The sequence below is a fragment of the Pseudomonas sp. BF-R-01 genome, from assembly GCF_019946615.1.
In the GTDB taxonomy this organism is placed as follows: domain Bacteria; phylum Pseudomonadota; class Gammaproteobacteria; order Pseudomonadales; family Pseudomonadaceae; genus Aquipseudomonas; species Aquipseudomonas migulae.
The window spans coordinates 1-18,023 of the sequence record NZ_JAGYFX010000113.1 but is presented as its reverse complement, the minus strand read 5'-3'; the positions used below and the strand labels follow the sequence as shown (position 1 = coordinate 18,023).

At 62.2% G+C, this 18,023-nt stretch carries 17 protein-coding genes; 2 read left to right on the top strand and 15 right to left on the bottom strand.

The window, feature by feature from the left end; translation table 11 throughout:
• Window positions 1–87 precede the first annotated feature (87 nt).
• The 14 genes from abaF to KGB27_RS26925 all read right to left on the bottom strand — a co-directional run bounded on the left by abaF (window position 88) and on the right by KGB27_RS26925 (window position 13,746).
• On the bottom strand, window positions 88–1,485 hold the full coding sequence (abaF, locus tag KGB27_RS26990) for a fosfomycin efflux MFS transporter AbaF (RefSeq protein ID WP_223556986.1): 1,398 nt from the start codon (window positions 1,483–1,485) through the stop codon (window positions 88–90).
• A gap of 71 nt (window positions 1,486–1,556) precedes the next feature.
• Window positions 1,557–2,474, bottom strand: a complete 918-nt coding sequence (locus tag KGB27_RS26985) for a dihydrodipicolinate synthase family protein (protein WP_008024642.1) — start codon at window positions 2,472–2,474, stop codon at window positions 1,557–1,559.
• A gap of 128 nt (window positions 2,475–2,602) precedes the next feature.
• On the bottom strand, window positions 2,603–3,631 hold the full coding sequence (locus KGB27_RS26980; protein WP_008024643.1) for a trans-3-hydroxy-L-proline dehydratase: 1,029 nt from the start codon (window positions 3,629–3,631) through the stop codon (window positions 2,603–2,605).
• 107 nt (window positions 3,632–3,738) lie between these two features.
• On the bottom strand, window positions 3,739–4,461 hold the full coding sequence (locus KGB27_RS26975; protein ID WP_008042626.1) for an amino acid ABC transporter ATP-binding protein: 723 nt from the start codon (window positions 4,459–4,461) through the stop codon (window positions 3,739–3,741).
• Window positions 4,454–5,104 carry an amino acid ABC transporter permease gene (locus KGB27_RS26970; RefSeq protein WP_008024645.1) on the bottom strand — a complete coding sequence of 217 codons (651 nt, stop codon included), beginning with the start codon at window positions 5,102–5,104 and terminating at the stop codon, window positions 4,454–4,456. The genes KGB27_RS26975 and KGB27_RS26970 overlap by 8 nt, the downstream gene beginning before the upstream one ends.
• A 10-nt stretch (window positions 5,105–5,114) precedes the next feature.
• The gene (locus KGB27_RS26965; RefSeq protein ID WP_008024646.1) at window positions 5,115–5,780 is read right to left on the bottom strand and encodes an amino acid ABC transporter permease; all 666 of its coding nucleotides are present in this window, start codon (window positions 5,778–5,780) and stop codon (window positions 5,115–5,117) included.
• Window positions 5,773–7,551 (bottom strand): aconitase X, encoded by a 1,779-nt coding sequence (locus KGB27_RS26960; RefSeq protein ID WP_223556984.1) that lies wholly within the window; start codon window positions 7,549–7,551, stop codon window positions 5,773–5,775. The genes KGB27_RS26965 and KGB27_RS26960 overlap by 8 nt, the downstream gene beginning before the upstream one ends.
• Before the next feature lie 10 nt (window positions 7,552–7,561).
• Window positions 7,562–8,380 (bottom strand): transporter substrate-binding domain-containing protein, encoded by an 819-nt coding sequence (locus KGB27_RS26955; RefSeq protein WP_008024648.1) that lies wholly within the window; start codon window positions 8,378–8,380, stop codon window positions 7,562–7,564.
• A gap of 229 nt (window positions 8,381–8,609) precedes the next feature.
• Window positions 8,610–9,359: an AraC family transcriptional regulator gene (locus KGB27_RS26950; protein WP_223556982.1), complete on the bottom strand. Its 750-nt coding sequence runs from the start codon at window positions 9,357–9,359 to the stop codon at window positions 8,610–8,612.
• 74 nt (window positions 9,360–9,433) lie between these two features.
• On the bottom strand, window positions 9,434–10,690 hold the full coding sequence (locus KGB27_RS26945) for an FAD/NAD(P)-binding oxidoreductase (RefSeq protein WP_223556980.1): 1,257 nt from the start codon (window positions 10,688–10,690) through the stop codon (window positions 9,434–9,436).
• A complete protein-coding gene (locus KGB27_RS26940; protein ID WP_223556979.1) occupies window positions 10,687–10,923 on the bottom strand; it encodes a 2Fe-2S iron-sulfur cluster-binding protein in 237 nt (78 codons plus the stop codon). Before KGB27_RS26940 ends, KGB27_RS26945 begins: the two co-directional genes overlap by 4 nt.
• The gene (locus KGB27_RS26935) at window positions 10,916–12,031 is read right to left on the bottom strand and encodes an NAD(P)/FAD-dependent oxidoreductase (RefSeq protein ID WP_008042618.1); all 1,116 of its coding nucleotides are present in this window, start codon (window positions 12,029–12,031) and stop codon (window positions 10,916–10,918) included. The genes KGB27_RS26940 and KGB27_RS26935 overlap by 8 nt, the downstream gene beginning before the upstream one ends.
• Window positions 12,028–12,960 (bottom strand): 4-hydroxyproline epimerase, encoded by a 933-nt coding sequence (locus KGB27_RS26930; RefSeq protein ID WP_008042617.1) that lies wholly within the window; start codon window positions 12,958–12,960, stop codon window positions 12,028–12,030. Before KGB27_RS26930 ends, KGB27_RS26935 begins: the two co-directional genes overlap by 4 nt.
• Window positions 12,961–13,074: 114 nt before the next feature.
• The gene (locus KGB27_RS26925; protein ID WP_008029632.1) at window positions 13,075–13,746 is read right to left on the bottom strand and encodes a GntR family transcriptional regulator; all 672 of its coding nucleotides are present in this window, start codon (window positions 13,744–13,746) and stop codon (window positions 13,075–13,077) included.
• A 282-nt stretch (window positions 13,747–14,028) separates the two neighbouring features.
• Here KGB27_RS26925 and KGB27_RS26920 point away from each other — a divergent pair, with 282 nt between their 5' ends.
• The gene (locus KGB27_RS26920) at window positions 14,029–16,068 is read left to right on the top strand and encodes an FAD-dependent oxidoreductase (RefSeq protein ID WP_223556978.1); all 2,040 of its coding nucleotides are present in this window, start codon (window positions 14,029–14,031) and stop codon (window positions 16,066–16,068) included.
• Between the two features lie 155 nt (window positions 16,069–16,223).
• A complete protein-coding gene (locus KGB27_RS26915; protein ID WP_223556977.1) occupies window positions 16,224–17,159 on the top strand; it encodes a 1-aminocyclopropane-1-carboxylate deaminase/D-cysteine desulfhydrase in 936 nt (311 codons plus the stop codon).
• A 102-nt stretch (window positions 17,160–17,261) separates the two neighbouring features.
• On the opposite strand, the gene KGB27_RS26910 is transcribed toward KGB27_RS26915, so the two are convergent.
• A complete protein-coding gene (locus KGB27_RS26910) occupies window positions 17,262–17,822 on the bottom strand; it encodes a cytochrome b (RefSeq protein ID WP_008040489.1) in 561 nt (186 codons plus the stop codon).
• Between the last annotated feature and the right edge of the window lie 201 nt (window positions 17,823–18,023).

Below are 18,023 nucleotides of genomic sequence, written 5' to 3'. Positions count from 1 at the left end.
TTGCTGGCGATGGCGGTGTGTCAGACGGCATCAATGCTGATTGATACACCGCCATCGCCAGCAAGCCGGCTCCTACAGGGGGCCGTGTCAGGCGAGTGAATCGCTGCGGCGTGCGGCCACCGGTTCGGCGTCGTTCAGGGCGGCGATGCGCGCGGCAGATTCGCTGTCCACCAGGTGCAACGACTTGCCACGCGTCTCACGGGTCAGGCCGACCGCGATGATGGAGATCAGCGACGCGCCGACCAGGTAAAACGCAATCGGTGTCGAGCTGTGGTACTTGTTGAGCAAGGTGATCGCAATCAGCGGGGCGAGGGAGCCGGCGAAGATCGGCGCCACCTGATAGCACAGGGACAACGCGGTGTAGCGCACGTGGGTCGGGAACATTTCCGCCATCAGCGCCGAGTAGGGCGCGTAGGTCATCGACTCGATGGCCAGGCCCAGGGTGATGGCCGCCATGATCAGCCAGTTGTTGCCGGTGTCCATCATCGGGAAGCCGATGAAACCCCAGAACGCCGTGAGGATCGCGCCGGTCAGGTACACCGGTTTGCGCCCGACCAGGTCAGACAGATAACCCATCAACGGAATCATGAAGAAATGCAGCAGGTGCGCGCCGAACATCAGCAGCAGAATCTCGGACGTGTCCTTGTGCACCACCAGTTTCAGATAGGTAATCGAGAACGTCACTACGGTGTAGTAGAGGATGTTTTCGGCAAACCGCGCGCCAATACCGACCAGCACCGAGCGCCAGTGATGACGCAGCACTTCGACCACGCCCAGTTGCTGTTGCTTGGTCTGCGCCTGACGGGCCTGGGCTTCCTTGAAAATCGGCGCGTCATCGACGCTGGTGCGAATCCAGTAGCCGATCAGTACCACGAAGGCCGAGAACCAGAACGCCACGCGCCAGCCCCAGGCGAGGAATTGCTCCTCCGACAGGTTCGACGACAACAGCAGCAGCGCAACCGTCGCCACCAGGTTGCCGGCCGGCACACCGGCTTGCGGCCAACTGGCCCAGAAACCTCGGCGATTGTCCGGGCAATGCTCGGACACCAGCAGAATTGCACCGCCCCATTCGCCGCCAAACGCGAAACCCTGGATCAGCCGCAGCAGCACCAGCAACACTGGTGCGGCATAGCCGATCTGGTTGAAACCGGGCAGGCAACCCATCAAGAAGGTGGTGATACCGACCACCACCAGGCTCAGTTGCAGCAGGCGCTTGCGGCCGTACTTGTCGCCGTAGTGACCGAACACCAGGCCACCCAACGGGCGGGCGAGAAAGCCCACGGCGTACAGGGCGAAGGCGGCGATGATGCCGTCGATGGGACTGTCGGTCTGGCGGAAAAACAACTGGCCGAAGACCAGTGCCGACGCGGTGCCATAAAGGAAGAATTCATACCATTCGGCGACTGTGCCGGCCATGGCGGCGGCCACGACGCGCTTGAGTCCCGAAGGTGTGGTTGCGCGGTGAGTGTGTTGAGCGTTGGGCATGCTGGCGTTTCCTGTAGGGGCGCAAAAACAGGTAGCCGGGCCGGGGCCGCAAAGCCCCGCCCGGCAATCACTCAGAGACCGACATCCGGCAAGTGCGGACGGTTGGCCAGGGCCTTGGCCATGATCTGCTCGACGAAGACCCGATCTTCTTCCGGCAGGGCCAGGCGTGGCGGACGGGTCAGCGCACTGCCGCGACCGGCGATGGCTTCGCACAGCTTGATGCACTGCACCAGGTCGGCGCGGGCGTCGAGGTGCAGGATCGGCATCAGCCATTCGTAGATCGGCATGGCTTCGGCATAACGTCCGGCCTTGGCCAGGCGGAAGATGGTTTCGCCTTCTTTCGGGAACACGTTGGACATGCCCGACACCCAGCCTTCAGCGCCCACGGCGAGGCTTTCGAGCACCACATCGTCGAGGCCGGCGAACAGCACAAAACGGTCACCCACTTCGTTGCGGATGTCGATGAAGCGGCGGGTGTCGCCAGAGGAATCCTTGAAGCACACCACGTTGTCGCAGTCGGCCAGGGCAATCAGGATGTCCGGGGTCACGTCGTTTTTGTAGATCGGCGGGTTGTTGTAGACCATCAACGGCACGTCGGCGTTTTTCGCCACGTAGCGGTAATGCTCGGCCGTTTCGAACGGCTTGGAGCCGTAGACCAGCGCCGGCATCAGCATCACGCCATCGACACCGACCTTGCGCACGGCGTTGGCGACCTTGGCCGCTTGCACACTGGTGAATTCGGCCACACCGCAAATCACGGGCACACGGCCGCGCGAGGCATCGACCGCGACTTCGGTCACGGCGATTTTTTCTTCAGCGGTCAGCGAAGTGTTCTCGCCTACCGAGCCGCACACCACCAGGCCCGACACGCCGTCGCGGATCACGTTGGAAATCACCTGATGGGTTTTATCCAGGTTGATCGAGAAGTCATCGTTGAATTGAGTGGTCACCGCGGGGAAGACGCCACTCCAGTTAATTCGCTTGCTCATTGTTGCCTCCGGGTTGTTTATTGTATTTCGTATACGATATTTAAAATGAAAAAATTCGGCTAGTGCTTTTTTCAGGTTTGTGGGGTTTTTGTCAGCCGTCGGTCGGGGTGGTCAGTGCTTCAGAGTGTTCAGGCACCGGGCCAGGTGTCTGACAGCCGATAGCCTTGTGGCCACGGATCGTTCGGATCGAGCAGCAATTGATGGGTGCCGGTAATCCAGGCCCGGCCGGAAATGCAGGGGTAGATAGCGGGGCGTCCGGCCACTTCGGTCAGTGAGTCAATCCGACAGTGGAATTCGGAGCCGATGATCGAGCGACCGATAAAGCGCTCGCCGACGCGCATCAAACCCTTGGCGTGCAACACCGCCATGCGCGCCGAGCAACCCGTGCCGGTCGGCGAGCGGTCGATCTTGCCCGGTTGAATCACCACCGCGTTGGCGCCGGTGGCGATGCCGTTTTCGTGGACGACGGGCGCGGCGATCTGGCAAAAGGAAATGTGCGACCACTCAGGGTTCAACGGATGCACAAAGCCCAATTGCTCGTTGGCGGCACGGGTGATTTTCAGCCCGACCGCCACCAGGTCGGCGGCTTCATCGGGACGGATTGAAAAGCCCAGTTCCCGGGCATCGGCGATCACAAAGCTGTCACCGCCATAGGCGGTATCGACCTTGAGGGAGCCGACACCTTCCACTTCGATCCACGCGTCGAGGCGATCGGCGAAGGACGGCACGTTTTTGATTTCCACCCGTTCGACCTTGCCGTCACGGCAATCGGCTACGGCTTCGATCAGGCCGCCGGGGGCTTCGAGCACCAGCCGGGTTTGCGGTTCGGTCATTGGCACGATACCGGTGTCGAGCAACACGGTGGCCACGCACAAAGAATTGGAGCCGGACATCGGCGGGGTATCCGCCGGTTCCATGATGATCCAGGCCATGTGCGCCCGCGGGTCCTTGGCCGGCACCAGCAGGTTGACGTGGCGGAACACCCCGCCACGCGGCTCGTTGAGCACGAAGTTGCGCAGGGTTTCATCCCTGGCGATCCAGCGTGATTGTTCCCAGACTGTGGCACCGGGCGGTGGTGCGACGCCGCCGACAATCACGTCGCCGACTTCGCCTTCGGCGTGGCAGCTGACTACATGAATCACTTTCGATGAGCGCATGGTTTGCTCCTTGTTTTGTCTGTTCGGGCCCCTTCGCGGGCAAGCCCGCTCCCACAGTGATTGCGTACTCCCTGTGGGAGCGGGCTTGCTCGCGAAGGGGCCATCCGTTATTTCACCGACTTCAAAAACGCCGCGGTCTCGGCATGCACCGGATTACCGATCACCTGATCCGGCGAACCAATCTCATGCACCAGGCCGTTGCGAAAGAACGCCACGCGGTCGGACACGTCACGGGCGAAGCGGATCTCGTGCGTCACCAGCACCATGGTCATGCCGTCTTCGGCGAGCATGCGCATGGTGTCCAGCACTTCGCCGACCAGCTGTGGATCGAGGGCCGAGGTGGCTTCGTCGAACAGCATGTAGTCCGGTGACATGGCCAGGGCGCGGGCAATGGCCATGCGTTGTTGCTGGCCGCCCGAGAGCTTGCCGGGGAACACTTTGAGCTTGTCACCCAGGCCGACGTGAGTCAGTTGCTGCACGGCCAGCGCCTCGGCTTCGGCCTTGCTTTTGCCCAGGACCTTGCGCGGTGCGAGCATCACGTTTTCCAGCACGGTCAGGTGCGGGAAGGCGTTCCATTGCTGGAACACGATGCCGATTTTCTGCCGCAGGTGATTGAGGTCGGTTGCGCGGTGATGCACCTCGACGCCATCCACGCGGATGTTGCCCTTCTGGATCGGTTCCAGGCCATTGATGCACATCAGCAGGGTCGATTTTCCCGAGCCGGAGCCGCCGATGATGGACACCACTTCGCCCTTGTTTACGGTCAGGCTGACACCCTTGACCACATCAAGGTCGCCGAAGGATTTGTGTACGTTGTCGATCTCAATCATTTTCTTGCCACCTTCTTTCCAGACGAGCGCCGAGGCGTGCGACCACCAGGCTCATGACGTAGTAGATAAGGCCCGCGATGCACAGCACCAGCAGCGGTTCCTGAATGCGGGTCACGATGGTTTGCGAGGCGCGGAGCAGTTCGACGATGCCGATCCACATCACCAGCGCGGTGTCTTTCATCACCCCCAGCACCAGGTTCAGCCAGCCGGGGAAGGCCACCCGCGAGGCCATCGGCAGAACGATCCAGCGTAGGTCCTGGAAGAAACTCAGGCCCAGCGAACGGCTGGCCCGGCGCAGGGTCAGCGGTACCGACAGCACGCCGCCGCGCACGATCTCGGTGAAGTACGCGGCGGCGTAAACCCCGAGCACGATGCAGCCCACGCTGAAAGCACTGATGTTCAGGCCGACGATGCTCTTGAGCGAGTTGAACAGCACGAACTGGATCAGCAGCGGCACGCTGCGAAACACGTCCAGCACCCATGCCAGTGGCAGGCTGGCCCGTGGCAACAGCGCACGCAGCAGGCCGAACACCAGCCCGGCGAACGTGCCGAGCAGGATCGCCCAGCAAGTCAGTTGCAGCGTGATCCAGGCGCCGTTAAGCAGGAACAGCAGGTCGTTCCAGGAAAAACCGGTGGAAAACATAGTCACGTCCTCAGTAACGGAACAGCCGCCAGGCCATCAGCCGGGCCGTCGCGACGATCGCCTTGGCAATCAGGTAATACAGCACCGCGGCGATGGTGAAATATTCGAAGGTGCGGAACGTCTTGACGTTGTAGTCCTGGGTCACGCCGGTGAGGTCGTTGTTGAGCCCGACAATCACCCCCAGCGACGTCATCAACACCGCCCAGACCATCTGGTTGCTCAACGGGTAGAACACGATCCGCAACAGTTGCGGGACGATGATCATCCGGTAGGCCTGGAAGGCACTCATGCCCAGCGAGCGCGCGGCCCGCACCTGCGTGCCGGGCACCGCCTTGAGCCCGCCGCGGAAGTTTTCCGCGAGATAGCCGGCATTGTTGAAGGTGATCCCGGCCAACAGCGCGAGCCAGGAGCTGACGTGCAGGCCCATTGAGCCGAGGCCGAAGTACAGGATGTAGATCTGGAACAGCGACGGGGTATTACGGGCAATCGACACCCAGCCGTTGCCGATACCGCGCAGCAGCGGGTGTCTGGTTTCGCGCATGACAGTCAGGGCCAGAGCGATCAGTACGCCGAAAATCATCGACAGCGCGGCGGTCTCGAACGTGACCCAGGCACCGGCGAGCATGTCCGGCAAGGCGCGCAGGGTGGCGCGCCATTGGAAGGTGTAATCAAACATGCGCGAGGCTCTCCATCAGCAAGGCAGGTTGCAACCAGCTCGGCAGTCGCCCGCTGGCGCTGGCAGTGCAAGCGGCGTCAACGCACTCGGCGAGGCTGGCGAAGTGCACTTTTCGCCCCACCAGACCGGGTGCGTAATGGGCGTATTTGCCCGAGTTGGTCATTAAGGTTGTGGCGGCTGGCGGGATCACCGGCTCGCCGAGCATGCACCAGCAGGTGTCCGTCACCAGGGTGGCGCCGAAGGCTTCAATGACGCCGATGTGTCCGGCGTCACGCGCCTGTTCCAGCACCGCACGACCGCACGTGATGGCGAGCACCACCTCGGGATGTTTGTGCCGGCCGTGACACAGCCGTGCGAGTCGGGCGAACTCGCTCAGCGAGAAGTGCGGGTTACCCAGCGAGACCACCTCCACGCGGTTGTCACGGGCACTGTTGAGCTCGCGCCAACTGCCCAGCAGGTCCGCCAGGCGGATTGTTTCCACAGGTATCGGGACGTCGGCTTCCAGTGCTTGTGCAGGGTCGAGTGCTTCGGGTGTGACCCCGGCGATATGAAACAACGGCGCGGCTGACGTGGTGGCGAACGCCGCACCGAAGGCTTTCAGGTCGTCGAGGTCTGGCTGGTGCTGTTCCAGCCCGAACACCAGCGGGATCCGGCTGCCCGCGAGGGCACCGATGTGGTAGCCGAGCAAGGGGTAAAACGCATCGTCGAGTTCGTCCAGGTCCGGTAATTCAACGCGCAGGCGGGCTTTGCGTGGCGCCTCCAGATGACAACCGATCAGGGGCGCGCGGCCGGTCAGGGCGATGCAGATATCCAGGTAATCCGGGTACTTCAATGTGCGCGCACCGAGCACGCTGTTGGCGTAGACCACCGCGTTGGATTCGGCCCAGACGATCTGCTCGCCGGCCTTCGGTGCGGTGTCGAGCAAGTAGGGGGCACAGGTGAAACTGAGCTGCGCGCCCATCGCCATATAGGCATCGCCCAAGGCACTGGCCGGTTCGCCGAGCAACGGGTCGATGCCCAACGCTCGCCAGCGGCGCTGGTCCACGGAAATTGAATTGAGGGTGGTGGGTACCCGAACTTTCGCGCCCCACTGCACCAGTTGTTCGGCAAAGCGCAGGCTCGCCGGGCCCGTGTAAATACAACCGTCGATGTGGGCCTGAGCGATATCCACCAGTTGGTGGGCGCCTTGCAGTTCGGCCATGCGCAGGACAATCTGCATGGCCATCTGCGCGGCTTTGCCATGCTCGCCGTCGAGCAGCGAACGGTCGAACCCGGTGAGCTCAATCGACTCGTTGGTTTCGCCTGTGTGCATCAGTGTTTCGGTTGGCTGCCAGCCATCGATGGGCACGTGATCGAACATCGCCAGCGAGGCGCCTTCGACTCGGGCGAAGGCTTTGCCGCGCAAGGTAGCGAAGGCCTCCCGGCCGATGCACAGCACCGGCAGGGAGCGCTCGAAAATGGTCTGTGCCACCAGCACGCCCAGGGTCAGGATCTCATCGGCTTCGGCCAGGACCAAAGCGGCCGGTGCATGACCGTTGCTGATCAACTCCATCAGCACGCTGCTGCCGGTACACGACCCGCGACCACTGGGAATGGCCAGCACACGACCGTGCAGATGTTCGCCGCTGAGCGGATGGTGACGGTCGATGACTTCACCCGTGCAAGGGGCGACGCCGCCCCAGAAGCTAAGCCCGACATCGGCAAACAGCAGCGCGCCCTGGGCGGAGCCCGGGACCAGGTTACGACCAATGAGAGCAGTGGACCCAGGCATGCCGGACATCTTAGTAGTAGACCTTTGGCACGGTCAGGTCGGTCGGCGGGATTTCAGTGCCGACCCATTTGGTGAACAACTCGTTGTAGCGACCGCTACGCACCTGCTGGTTGACGAACAGGTTGAGGTAGTTGAGCAGGCCGTACTCATTGCGCTTGGCACCGAGTGACACGTAGTCGATGGTGTAAGGCGCGTTGCCGGCGATTTTCAGGTTTTTGTATTTGCCCGACTTGATCGTCGCGGCGGCGACGGTGTTGGTTACTACCGTGGCGTCGATGTGACCCTGGGCCACCGCCAGCAGCGTGTCGTTTTGTGACTGGTAAGCGCGGAAGGTGCCGCTGCCCCATTTCTTCACATCGCCCTCCAGCGCGATGGCTTCAAAAGTGCCGCTGGTGTTGCCCAGCGCTTTGCCCTTGATGTCGTTGAAGCTGTTGATGCCGGTGTTGTCGCGGGTCAGCACGACCATCTGGAAGGCGAAGTACGGCACGGTCAGGCCAACGGTCTTGGCCCGTTCGAGGGTGTCGGAAGTCGAGGCGACGATCACGTCAGCCCGTCCGGAGATCAGTGCCGGAATGCGGTCCGGGAACGGCGTTTCCACCACTTCGGCCTCGACCCCGAGGATCTTCGCCAGGTCGTTGCAATAGTCCACGTCGAAACCGGCAGGAGCGTTGCTGGCATCGCGGAAACCCATGGGCGGGAAGTCCAGGGTCACGGCGCAGCGCAGCTTGCCGGAACCGATAATGTCGTCGAGCTTGTCAGCCTGCGCGGTGGCAATGAAGGAGGTACTGAGAACAGCGCTGAGGGCTACGGCAAATGCGGGGTTTTTCATAGAGGCCTCGTTCTGTGGAAGTGCTGTTGAATATCGTATTGGGGATTTCGTATACGATATTAACAATAGCAATGGCCGTGCCGTTTTTGCTTTTGCCGCCGAATTTTTGCCAACCCTTGAAGCAGGGCGGCTCAGCGCAAGCGAGCGGGGCAACGCTACGACGGTGTCGGTCGAGGAGGTGTTACGGAAGGGAGCACGCAGGGTGCGCAGCGCCCCTTAAAGGAACATTTTAACGACGGCTATCGCGGTACTGGCTTGGCGAAAGACTGGTGAGGGCGCGGAATTGGCGGCTGAACGCACTGTGGTCGGTGTAGCCGCAGCGCAGAGCGATTTCGGTGATCGGCAGGTCGGTGTCGAGTAACAGGCGCGAGCCTTCCTCCAGGCGGGACTTGTGGATCATCTGCCGTGGCGTGAGCTGGAACACCCGTTTGCAATGGCGTTCCAGTTGCGCCACAGAGAAACCGGCGATGGCCGTCAGTTCGGCCAGGCTGATCGGTCGGGCGAAATGACGGCGAATGTGTGCGTCCACCGCTGCCAGTTTCTGGAACGCCGGATGGTTGGACTGGGGCAGTTGCAGGTCGCGGGAAATGCCGGCGAGGCCGACGATCCGCCCTTGTTCGTCATGCAGGGCGAGTTTGTGGGTCAGGCACCAGACTGGCTGGTTGCCGAAATACAGGTGCAGTTCCAGTTGATCCGCCAGTTCACGGCCGGTGGACAGCACGCGCCGATCCTGCTCGGTGTACAGCGGGCCAAATCGTGCCGGGAAGACCTGGTCCGCCGTCAGCCCGAGCAGTTGCCCGCTCTGCTTGAAGCCACACCGTCGAGCCAGGGTCTGGTTGACGAAGACATAGCGCGCCTCGCTGTCCTTGATGAAGAACACCACGTCCGCCAGGGTGTCGAGCAGCGTCGCGATGGGCTGCAGACTGCTCAGCAGCGTCGGCAAATCGCAGGGTTTGAACTGATTGAGTAAGGGGAACATAGCGCTGGGGGCCTGGTGGCAACTACCGGGATCATAAAGACTCGGCAGTGCCCCCGAAACCCCGGAGCGAGCGTTTACGCGGGCGGGGTGTCTTCCAGGCACATCAGGGTTTCGATACGTGCCGGGCTGAACGGCGGTCGCGGGGCCGAGGGTTGCCAGTCGAACAGGTACTGCAAAGCGCCGCCACACACTCGCCCCTGACAGGCGCCCATGCCGCAGCGGCTGGCCAGTTTTGCCGCACGCCAGTCAGCGTGCCCGGCCAGTGCCGCGTAGGGCACGTCTTCGCAGCGACAGACCAGCGTGTCGGCTTGCGCCAGTGACTTGAGGTGCGGGCTGAGGCTGAACGCGTTGTTCAACGCCTTGGCGAAACCCTGCCAACGCGTCCGACGCGGCCACAATTGGCGTGCCGCTGCGGTGTTACCGACGGCGGCATGCCCGGCAATGGCACCTTCGACCAACGCCAGTTCACTGCCGCCGAAACCGGTGCATTCACCTGCGGCGTAATGATCGGCAAGGCTCGTGGCTTGCCAGGCATCGACCGCGAGCGCCGTGCCGTCGAGTGCGCAACCCAGCGCCTGACCGAGTTGTGTATTGGGAATCAGGCCGAAACCACAGGCCAGGCGATCACAGGCCAGTTCGACGATTTTGCCCTGTTGCCGCAGACGCACACCTTCCAGCCGTTCATTACCCAAGGCCGCCACGACGTGGGAGCCGGTGCGGTAATGACGATCAAACAGGCTGAAGGATTGCACAAGCTTGCCCGGCCAGCGTGGCAGTTGCAGGGCGAACCCGGCGACCGCAACCGAGGAGGCTTGCTCGGCAATACTCAGCACGTGGGCGCCGTTGTGTTTCGCGGTGGCCGCACTGGCCAGTAACAAAGGCCCGCTGCCGGCGATCACCACGCGTTCGTCCTGCACCGGCAGGCCGCCCTTGATCAACGCCTGGAGTCCTCCGGCCCCCGTCACACCCGGCAATGTCCAGCCGGGGAAGGGCAGCAGCAACTCACGGGCGCCGGTGCACAGAATCAGTTTGTCGTAGCCGATCAGCCATCCGTGATCGGCGTCTTCCACCAGCAATTGTTTGGGGCCGGAACAGGCGATCACACGAGTGCCGCTGTGGTGGCGAATATTGCTGTTGGCATGCAGGCGCTCGCGCATCTGCCGTGCCTGACTCGGCAGGCTGGCCTGAGGCCCGTCGCGCCAGATCTGGCCTCCCGGTAGCGGGTTGTCGTCGAGCACGATAATGCGTGCGCCACTGGGCGCGGCGGCGAGGGCGGCGCTCATGCCGGCGGGGCCGGCACCGATGATCAGCAAATCGGCGTATTCGTTCATGGTCGGGTCCGCACCTGCATGCCGTCATGACACAGCGTCTGGCAGGCCAGTCGGCGGCGTCCGTCGATGGTCACCCGGCATTCCTGGCAGATGCCCATGCCGCACAGCGGTGCGCGCCGCTGACCGCTGACCGAGGTGCGAGTACACCCGTCGTCGGCCAAGGCTAATGCCGCGGCGACAGTCGTACCTTCGGCGACCCGCAGGGCGCGGCCGTCCAGGACCAAATCAGGCATACACGGCCTCCCCGAGAAAACGTTGCGGCAGATAGGCTTGCGCCGCCAATGGCGGCGTCTCATTGAACAGTTGCGCGACCAGCAAATCGGCGGTGCCGGGGGCCGTGGTGACCCCCAGTCCCTCGTGACCGACTGCCAGCCACAAACCTTTGCGCGATGGGTGCTCACCAATCAGCGGCAGCCCGTCGGGGCTGGCGGCGCGAAAACCGGTCCAGGCGCGGATGCCGTTGAGCTGAGCCAGGCCCGGCATGTACTCGGTGGCGCGCTTGAGCATTTTCGCGAGCATCCAGCCTTCGACCTGCGGGTCGGTGGTGCCGAATTGTCGCGAGGCGCCGATGAACAGTTGCCCGGTCGGCCGGGGCTGAATGTTGCAGGCGGTCGAGGGCCCTGTGGCGTTGTGGGCGCTGGTGACATAACCCAGTTCCACCAGCGTGTGGGTGACCTTGCCGGGATAGCGGTCGGTGATCAGCAAGTGGCCTTTTTTCGGCTCGATCGGCAACTCGGGGCACAGGTCGTTGGCCTGGATGCCGTTGGCCAATATGACTGCCTCAGCGCTCAACCACTGGCCGTCATCGAGTCGCACGCGATTGCCATCGACCTCGCTGACCCGCGCCCGACGTTGTTCGATGTCGGCGGTGTCGAGCATCCAGTTGGCGGTCGCCGGAGCGTAGAGAATGCCGTCGCCGTTGATCAACAAACCGCCTTCGAGGTCTTCGCGCAGTTCAGGTTCACGGGCGCGCAAGGCATTACGAGCGATCAACTCGCAGGCAACGCCCTGGGTCTGAAGGTTCAGGTACTTGCTGTGGGCCACGGCCATTTCTTCGGCATTGGCTGCCAGCCACAACGTCCCGTTGCTGCGGTAAGCGCAGCCTTCAGGCAAGTCCGGCGCCAGTTCGCGCCAGCGTTGCAGCGAGTATTGGCTCAGGGCCAGCTCGGCCGGGTTGTCGTCGAGCACCAGCAAGTGGCCCATACCGGCGGCCGTCGCACTGTGCAAGCCAGCGTCCAGCACCAGCACGCGCAAGCCGCGCCGGGCCAGCGCCTGGGCGCACGCGGCACCGATGATGCCGGCACCGATCACGATGACATCGGCCACCAGGCCTTGGCTCATGGACGAATGCCCCAGGCGAACGGGTCGTCCTGTTCGATGATCAGGCTGGCCTCGGCGCTGATGAAGGCGCGGCCACGAATCGTCGGTACGATGCGCTCGCCGTGCTGTTCGTAGGAGCCTTCGAACTCGCTGCCGATGACGCTCGCCTGGCGCCAGATCTGGCCCGGCTGCAATTTGTCATCGGCCGCCAGGCACGCCAGTTTTGCACTGGTGCCGGTGCCGCAAGGCGAGCGGTCGTAGGCCTTGCCGGGGCAGAGCACAAAGTTGCGGCTGTCGGCCTGCTCATCCTCGGCGAACAGCTCGACGTGGTCGATCAACCCGCCGTCTTCGCCACGTATCCCCTGAACGTCCAGTGCTTGCTGCACGGCGAAGGTGTAGGCGGTCAACGCATCAAGGTTGTCGCTGGCGACGCGCAGACCATGCTCGGCGATCAGGAAAAACCAGTTGCCACCCCAGGCAATATCACCGACCACCTCGCCAATTCCCGGCACCTGCAACGCCACGGCTTTGCGATAACGGTAGGCCGGCACGTTGCGCACGCTGACGGAGTGGTCGTCGTGCAAGGTTGCCTGCACCGTGCCGACTGGCGTTTCGATGCTGTGCACGCCCGGACCGATCTTGCCCAGGTGAGCAAGCGACGCCACCAGGCCGATGGTGCCGTGGCCGCACATGCCGAGGTAACCCGAGTTATTGAAGAAGATCACCCCGGCACAGGCCGCAGGGTCAACCGGTTCGCACAGCAGTGCGCCGACCAGCACATCACTGCCTCGCGGTTCGAGTACGCAGGCGGTGCGCCATTGGTCATGGTGTTCAGCCAGTCGTTGAAGACGTTCGGCCATGCTTCCGGTGCCCAGCTCGGGAAAACCGGAGGTCACCAGGCGGGTGGGTTCGCCGCCGGTGTGGGAGTCAATCACGGTGATACGTTTCATGAGTGGGCCACGTCCGTTCAGATGAGTGAACGCAAGAGTGGCCCGTGCTGGGGCTTGCAGGCTTGATGGTTTTACCCGGTGCCGATGACGAAATCGGCACAGTACCGCGGTCTGTCAGTGGTGGTGGGGCAGGTGCTCGAACAGGGTTTTGCAGACCCCGGCGATGTGTTCGTCCAGCAGCTTCACCGCCCGGTCGACGTCACCGGCGCGACAGGCTTCGAGGATCTCCCGGTGTTCGTGATCGGCGCGCTCCTTGCCTGCGGAAAGGCTCATTTGCATGCGCAGGTAACGTTCCAGTTTGTCGTTCACCGAACGGATCAGGCTCACCAGAAACGGACGTTGTGCCGGTTCATAGAGGCAGGCGTGCAGTTCCCAATTGAGCTCGGCCCAACGTCCCACATCATCTTCGCCGACGAACTCCTGGCAGATGCGTTCGGCCCGGGCGAAGGTGTCTTCGGTCATGTTGGGAATGGCCAGGCGAAGCACCTTGTCTTCGAGCAACATGCGCACTTCGAACATCTGCGCCAGCTCGGCATCGGACACCCGTGTGACCATCGCCCCGCGATTGCGCTGGAACATCACCAGGCCTTCGGCTTCCAGGCGCTTGAGGGCCTCACGCACCGGGATCTTGCTGACGTTGAACTGCCGGGCGATGTCGTCCTGGCGAATCGGCTCGTCCTCGGCGAAATGCCCGGCGACGATGGCGTCACGCAGATGGCGTGTGATGATTTCAGATGTCGAAGGCGCATTGCCCAAGTCTGGAGCATTGAATTTGGGTAGGGTCACGGCGGCAGTCGTTCGGATTGAGTTGGAGATATGGTATACGAATTTTCATTGGGTTCAGTGCACTTGCGCTGCCTTTCGACAGCCGCACCCTGACTCCCTGCCGTTAATTGCAGAGGAGATAGCGCAAACGTCCGACACCCGGGCCGTTGCGCATTTGGATCATTAAGTTGTCAGTTTCGGTCATTGAGCGGCCGGGGGAGTGCTCATAGTCTGTTACACATGACAGAGGGGCGCCAAAGAGCGCCCACACTTTTTCCGTGAACGCTCGTTGTGGAGTTACCGATGACCGCCGCTCATTACCCGCACCTGTTGGCTCCGTTGGACCTGGGTTTTACCACGCTGCGCAACCGCACCCTGATGGGTTCGATGCACACCGGTCTTGAGGAAAAGCCCGGCGGCTTTGAACGCATGGCTGCTTTCTTCGCCGAGCGCGCCCGTGGCGGTGTCGGCCTGATGGTCACTGGCGGTATCGGCCCGAACGACGAAGGCGGTGTGTATTCCGGTGCGGCCAAACTGACCACCCTCGAAGAAGCGCTCAAGCATCAGATCGTGACCCGCGCGGTGCACGAGGCGGGCGGCAAGATCTGCATGCAGATCCTGCATGCCGGCCGTTATGCCTACAGCCCGAAGCAAGTGGCGCCGAGCGCCATTCAGGCGCCGATCAACCCGTTCAAGCCCAAAGAGCTGGACGAGGAAGGCATCGAGAAGCAGATCAGCGATTTCGTTACCTGTTCGACCCTGGCGCAAACAGCCGAGTACGACGGCGTCGAGATCATGGGCTCCGAAGGTTATTTCATTAACCAGTTCCTCGCGGCTCACACCAACCACCGTACCGACCGCTGGGGCGGCAGCTACGAAAACCGCATGCGCCTGCCGGTGGAAATCGTCCGCCGTGTACGCGAAGCCGTAGGCCCGAATTTCATCATTATCTTCCGCCTGTCGATGCTCGACCTGGTGGAAGGCGGCAGCAGCTGGGAAGAAATCGTGACCCTGGCCAAGGCCATTGAACAGGCCGGTGCAACCATCATCAACACCGGTATTGGCTGGCACGAAGCGCGTATTCCGACCATCGCCACCAAGGTGCCGCGTGCGGCGTTCAGCAAAGTCACCGCCAAGCTGCGCGGTTCGGTGAGCATTCCGCTGATCACCACCAACCGCATCAACACTCCGGAAATCGCCGAGCAGATTCTTGCCGAAGGCGATGCCGACATGGTCTCCATGGCGCGGCCGTTCCTTGCCGATGCCGACTTCGTCAACAAGGCCGCCGCGGGCCGTGCCGATGAAATCAACACCTGCATCGGTTGCAACCAGGCGTGCCTCGATCACACGTTTGGCGGCAAGTTGACCACTTGCCTGGTGAACCCGCGGGCTTGCCATGAAACCGAACTCAACTACCTGCCCGTGCAGCAGATCAAGAAAATCGCCGTGGTCGGTGCCGGCCCTGCGGGTCTGTCGGCCGCGACCGTGGCTGCCGAGCGTGGTCATCAGGTGACGCTGTTCGATTCGGCCAGCGAAATCGGCGGTCAGTTCAACATCGCCAAACGCGTGCCGGGCAAGGAAGAGTTCTTTGAAACCCTGCGCTACTTCAACCGCAAGTTGCAAACCACCAACGTCGAGGTCTGCCTGAACACTCGGGTCGATGTGGCGAAACTGGTTGACGGCGGTTACGACGAAATCATCCTCGCCACCGGCATCGCGCCGCGTGTACCGGCGATTCCAGGCGTCGAGAACGCCAAGGTGTTGAGCTACCTGGACGTGATTCTTGAGCGTAAGCCGGTGGGTAAACGGGTCGCCGTGATCGGCGCGGGCGGGATTGGTTTCGACGTGTCCGAGTTCCTGGTGCATCAGGGCGTTGCCACCAGCCTGGACCGTGAAGCGTTCTGGAAAGAGTGGGGCATCGACACGCATCTTCAGGCGCGTGGCGGTGTCGCCGGCATCAAGGCTGAGCCGCATGCACCGGCGCGTGAAGTGTTCCTGCTGCAACGCAAGAAATCCAAGGTCGGCGACGGCCTGGGCAAAACCACCGGCTGGATTCACCGCACCGGTCTGAAGAACAAGCAGGTGCAGATGCTCAACAGCGTCGAATACCTGAAGATCGACGACGAAGGTTTGCACATCCGCATCGGCGAAACCGGCGAGCCGCAAGTGCTGCCGGTGGACAACATCGTGATCTGCGCCGGGCAGGATCCGTTGCGCGAGTTGCAAGACGGGTTGGTTGCGGCAGGGCAGAACGTGCATTTGATTGGCGGCGCGGACGTGGCGGCGGAGCTGGATGCGAAGCGGGCGATCAATCAGGGTTCGCGGTTGGCTGCTGAGCTTTAACAGCAGGTCCAGCGTGCCAATGGCCTTCGCGGGCAAGCCTCGCTCCTACACTCGATCTTTGTAGCAACGAAGATCAAATGTAGGAGTGAGCCTGCTCGCGATGGCTGCCTATGAGCGACTAGAATGCTGGCTCTATCCGAGCACACTCAGGCGCCATGCTTTTTCCCTCCTCCCATTGGCTTCCCCAAGCCCGCCTCGACCCCCTCCATCTTGATTGGCTAACCCGATCAGGCATCGAAGTCGCCATCCTGCGCCTGGACCAGATCGACCCGCTGATCAGCGGCAACAAGTGGTTCAAGCTCATCGAACACCTCAAAGCGGCTGACCTTGCCGCAGCCAAAGGCATCATCAGCCTCGGCGGTGCTCACTCCAATCATCTTCACGCACTGGCTGCCGCCGGCAAGCGCTTCGGTTTCACGACCGTTGGTTTACTGCGCGGCCATCCGCAGGAAACGCCCACAGTGAAAGACTTGCAAGCCTTCGGCATGCAGTTGCACTGGCTCGGTTATGGCGGCTATCGCGCGCGGCACGATGCGGGTTTCTGGGAACCCTGGCAGGCGCAATACCCTGAGCTGTTTGCGGTGCCGGAAGGTGGCGGCGGTTTGCCGGGGGCGAAGGGCTGCATGCAACTGAAGTCAATGGTCGGCGCGCAACTGAACGGTCTGGGATGGAGCGACTACGACGGCTGGTGGCTGGCCTGTGGAACGGGCACCACGCTGGCCGGCCTGGCGTTGGCTGAAGCGGGGGATCATCCGGTTTATGGCGCGCTGGCGGTGCCCGACGATCATGGCGTTGCGCAGCAAATCGCATCGATCGTGCAGGAAGCGGGCTTGCAGAATGCGGCTTATGAATTGCTGGATGCCAGTCGCGGCGGCTTCGCCAAAGTCGATCCGCTGTTACTCGAATTCATCGCGCAAACCGAACAGGCCAGTGGCATTCCCCTTGAACCGCTGTACACCGGCAAAGCGCTGCTGGCGCTCAAGCAGCAAGTCGAAGCCGGACGATTCGCACAGGGTACGCGACTGATCTTCATCCACACCGGCGGCTTGCAGGGCCGCCGCGGATTTTCGTCGCAACTCATACCCCTGTAGGAGCGAGGCTTGCCCGCGAACACAGGCGACGCGGTCTGTCCGACAAACCTCGTCATCGTTCTTCGCGGGCAAGCCTCGCTCCTACAGGGGAGGGCGTTGTTTTCAGGAATTGCGGTTTACGCGCTTGGGCATCATCCGCAGCAGGGTGTTGTCGCCCACCACATAGTGGTGATAAATCCCCGCCACGGCGTGCAGCCCGATCAGCCAGTAACCGATGGTGCCGCCGAGTACATGCCAGCCTTCGATTTGCTTGGCCAACTCCTTGTCCTCTGACAGCAGCATCGGCAGATCAATGCCATAGAACATCACCTGATGCCCCTTGGCGCTGGTGACCAGCCAACCCAGAATCGGCATGGCGATCATGAACAGGTACAGCGCCCAGTGCATCAATCTGGCCAGCACGGTCTGCCAGTGCGGCGAAGCGGGGAAGATCTGCGGCGCCGGGCCGAGGCTGCGTGCGAACAGCCGCAACCACACCAGCACAAACACCGTCAGACCGAGCATGAAATGCGCTTCAACGATCAGCGTTCGGCCACCACTGCCTTTTGGAAAGATTCCGCGAAATTCGATGCTGGCGTAAACCACCGCGAGCAACACCAGCATCAACCAATGCAGCGTGATCGACACGGTGCTGTAGCGTGAGTCGGAGTTCTTCCAGGGCATACGGCGTTCCTCACAGGTCGGGTCAGGCCACCGTTCTTGGTCGACGGTGTGCGTTAACTGTAAGCCTGTTTCGCACGGTTTGCCTCAAGCCATTGGCGGTTCAATGCTCTAAGTCAGGTGATTGAGCAAAAAAACACAATTCCCCCTGTAGGAGCGAGGCTTGCCCGCGAAGGCGTCTGAACATTCAACATGGATGTCGGC

Excerpts from the sequence above, each read along its gene's own strand:
- abaF (WP_223556986.1), bottom strand. The coding sequence starts at position 1,485 with ATGCCCAACGCTCAACACACTCACCGCGCAACCACACCTTCGGGACTC.
- KGB27_RS26985 (WP_008024642.1), bottom strand. The coding sequence starts at position 2,474 with ATGAGCAAGCGAATTAACTGGAGTGGCGTCTTCCCCGCGGTGACCACT.
- KGB27_RS26980 (WP_008024643.1), bottom strand. The coding sequence starts at position 3,631 with ATGCGCTCATCGAAAGTGATTCATGTAGTCAGCTGCCACGCCGAAGGC.
- KGB27_RS26975 (WP_008042626.1), bottom strand. The coding sequence starts at position 4,461 with ATGATTGAGATCGACAACGTACACAAATCCTTCGGCGACCTTGATGTG.
- KGB27_RS26970 (WP_008024645.1), bottom strand. The coding sequence starts at position 5,104 with ATGTTTTCCACCGGTTTTTCCTGGAACGACCTGCTGTTCCTGCTTAAC.
- KGB27_RS26965 (WP_008024646.1), bottom strand. The coding sequence starts at position 5,780 with ATGTTTGATTACACCTTCCAATGGCGCGCCACCCTGCGCGCCTTGCCG.
- KGB27_RS26960 (WP_223556984.1), bottom strand. The coding sequence starts at position 7,551 with ATGCCTGGGTCCACTGCTCTCATTGGTCGTAACCTGGTCCCGGGCTCC.
- KGB27_RS26955 (WP_008024648.1), bottom strand. The coding sequence starts at position 8,380 with ATGAAAAACCCCGCATTTGCCGTAGCCCTCAGCGCTGTTCTCAGTACC.
- KGB27_RS26950 (WP_223556982.1), bottom strand. The coding sequence starts at position 9,359 with ATGTTCCCCTTACTCAATCAGTTCAAACCCTGCGATTTGCCGACGCTG.
- KGB27_RS26945 (WP_223556980.1), bottom strand. The coding sequence starts at position 10,690 with ATGAACGAATACGCCGATTTGCTGATCATCGGTGCCGGCCCCGCCGGC.
- KGB27_RS26940 (WP_223556979.1), bottom strand. The coding sequence starts at position 10,923 with ATGCCTGATTTGGTCCTGGACGGCCGCGCCCTGCGGGTCGCCGAAGGT.
- KGB27_RS26935 (WP_008042618.1), bottom strand. The coding sequence starts at position 12,031 with ATGAGCCAAGGCCTGGTGGCCGATGTCATCGTGATCGGTGCCGGCATC.
- KGB27_RS26930 (WP_008042617.1), bottom strand. The coding sequence starts at position 12,960 with ATGAAACGTATCACCGTGATTGACTCCCACACCGGCGGCGAACCCACC.
- KGB27_RS26920 (WP_223556978.1), top strand. The coding sequence starts at position 14,029 with ATGACCGCCGCTCATTACCCGCACCTGTTGGCTCCGTTGGACCTGGGT.
- KGB27_RS26915 (WP_223556977.1), top strand. The coding sequence starts at position 16,224 with ATGCTTTTTCCCTCCTCCCATTGGCTTCCCCAAGCCCGCCTCGACCCC.
- KGB27_RS26910 (WP_008040489.1), bottom strand. The coding sequence starts at position 17,822 with ATGCCCTGGAAGAACTCCGACTCACGCTACAGCACCGTGTCGATCACG.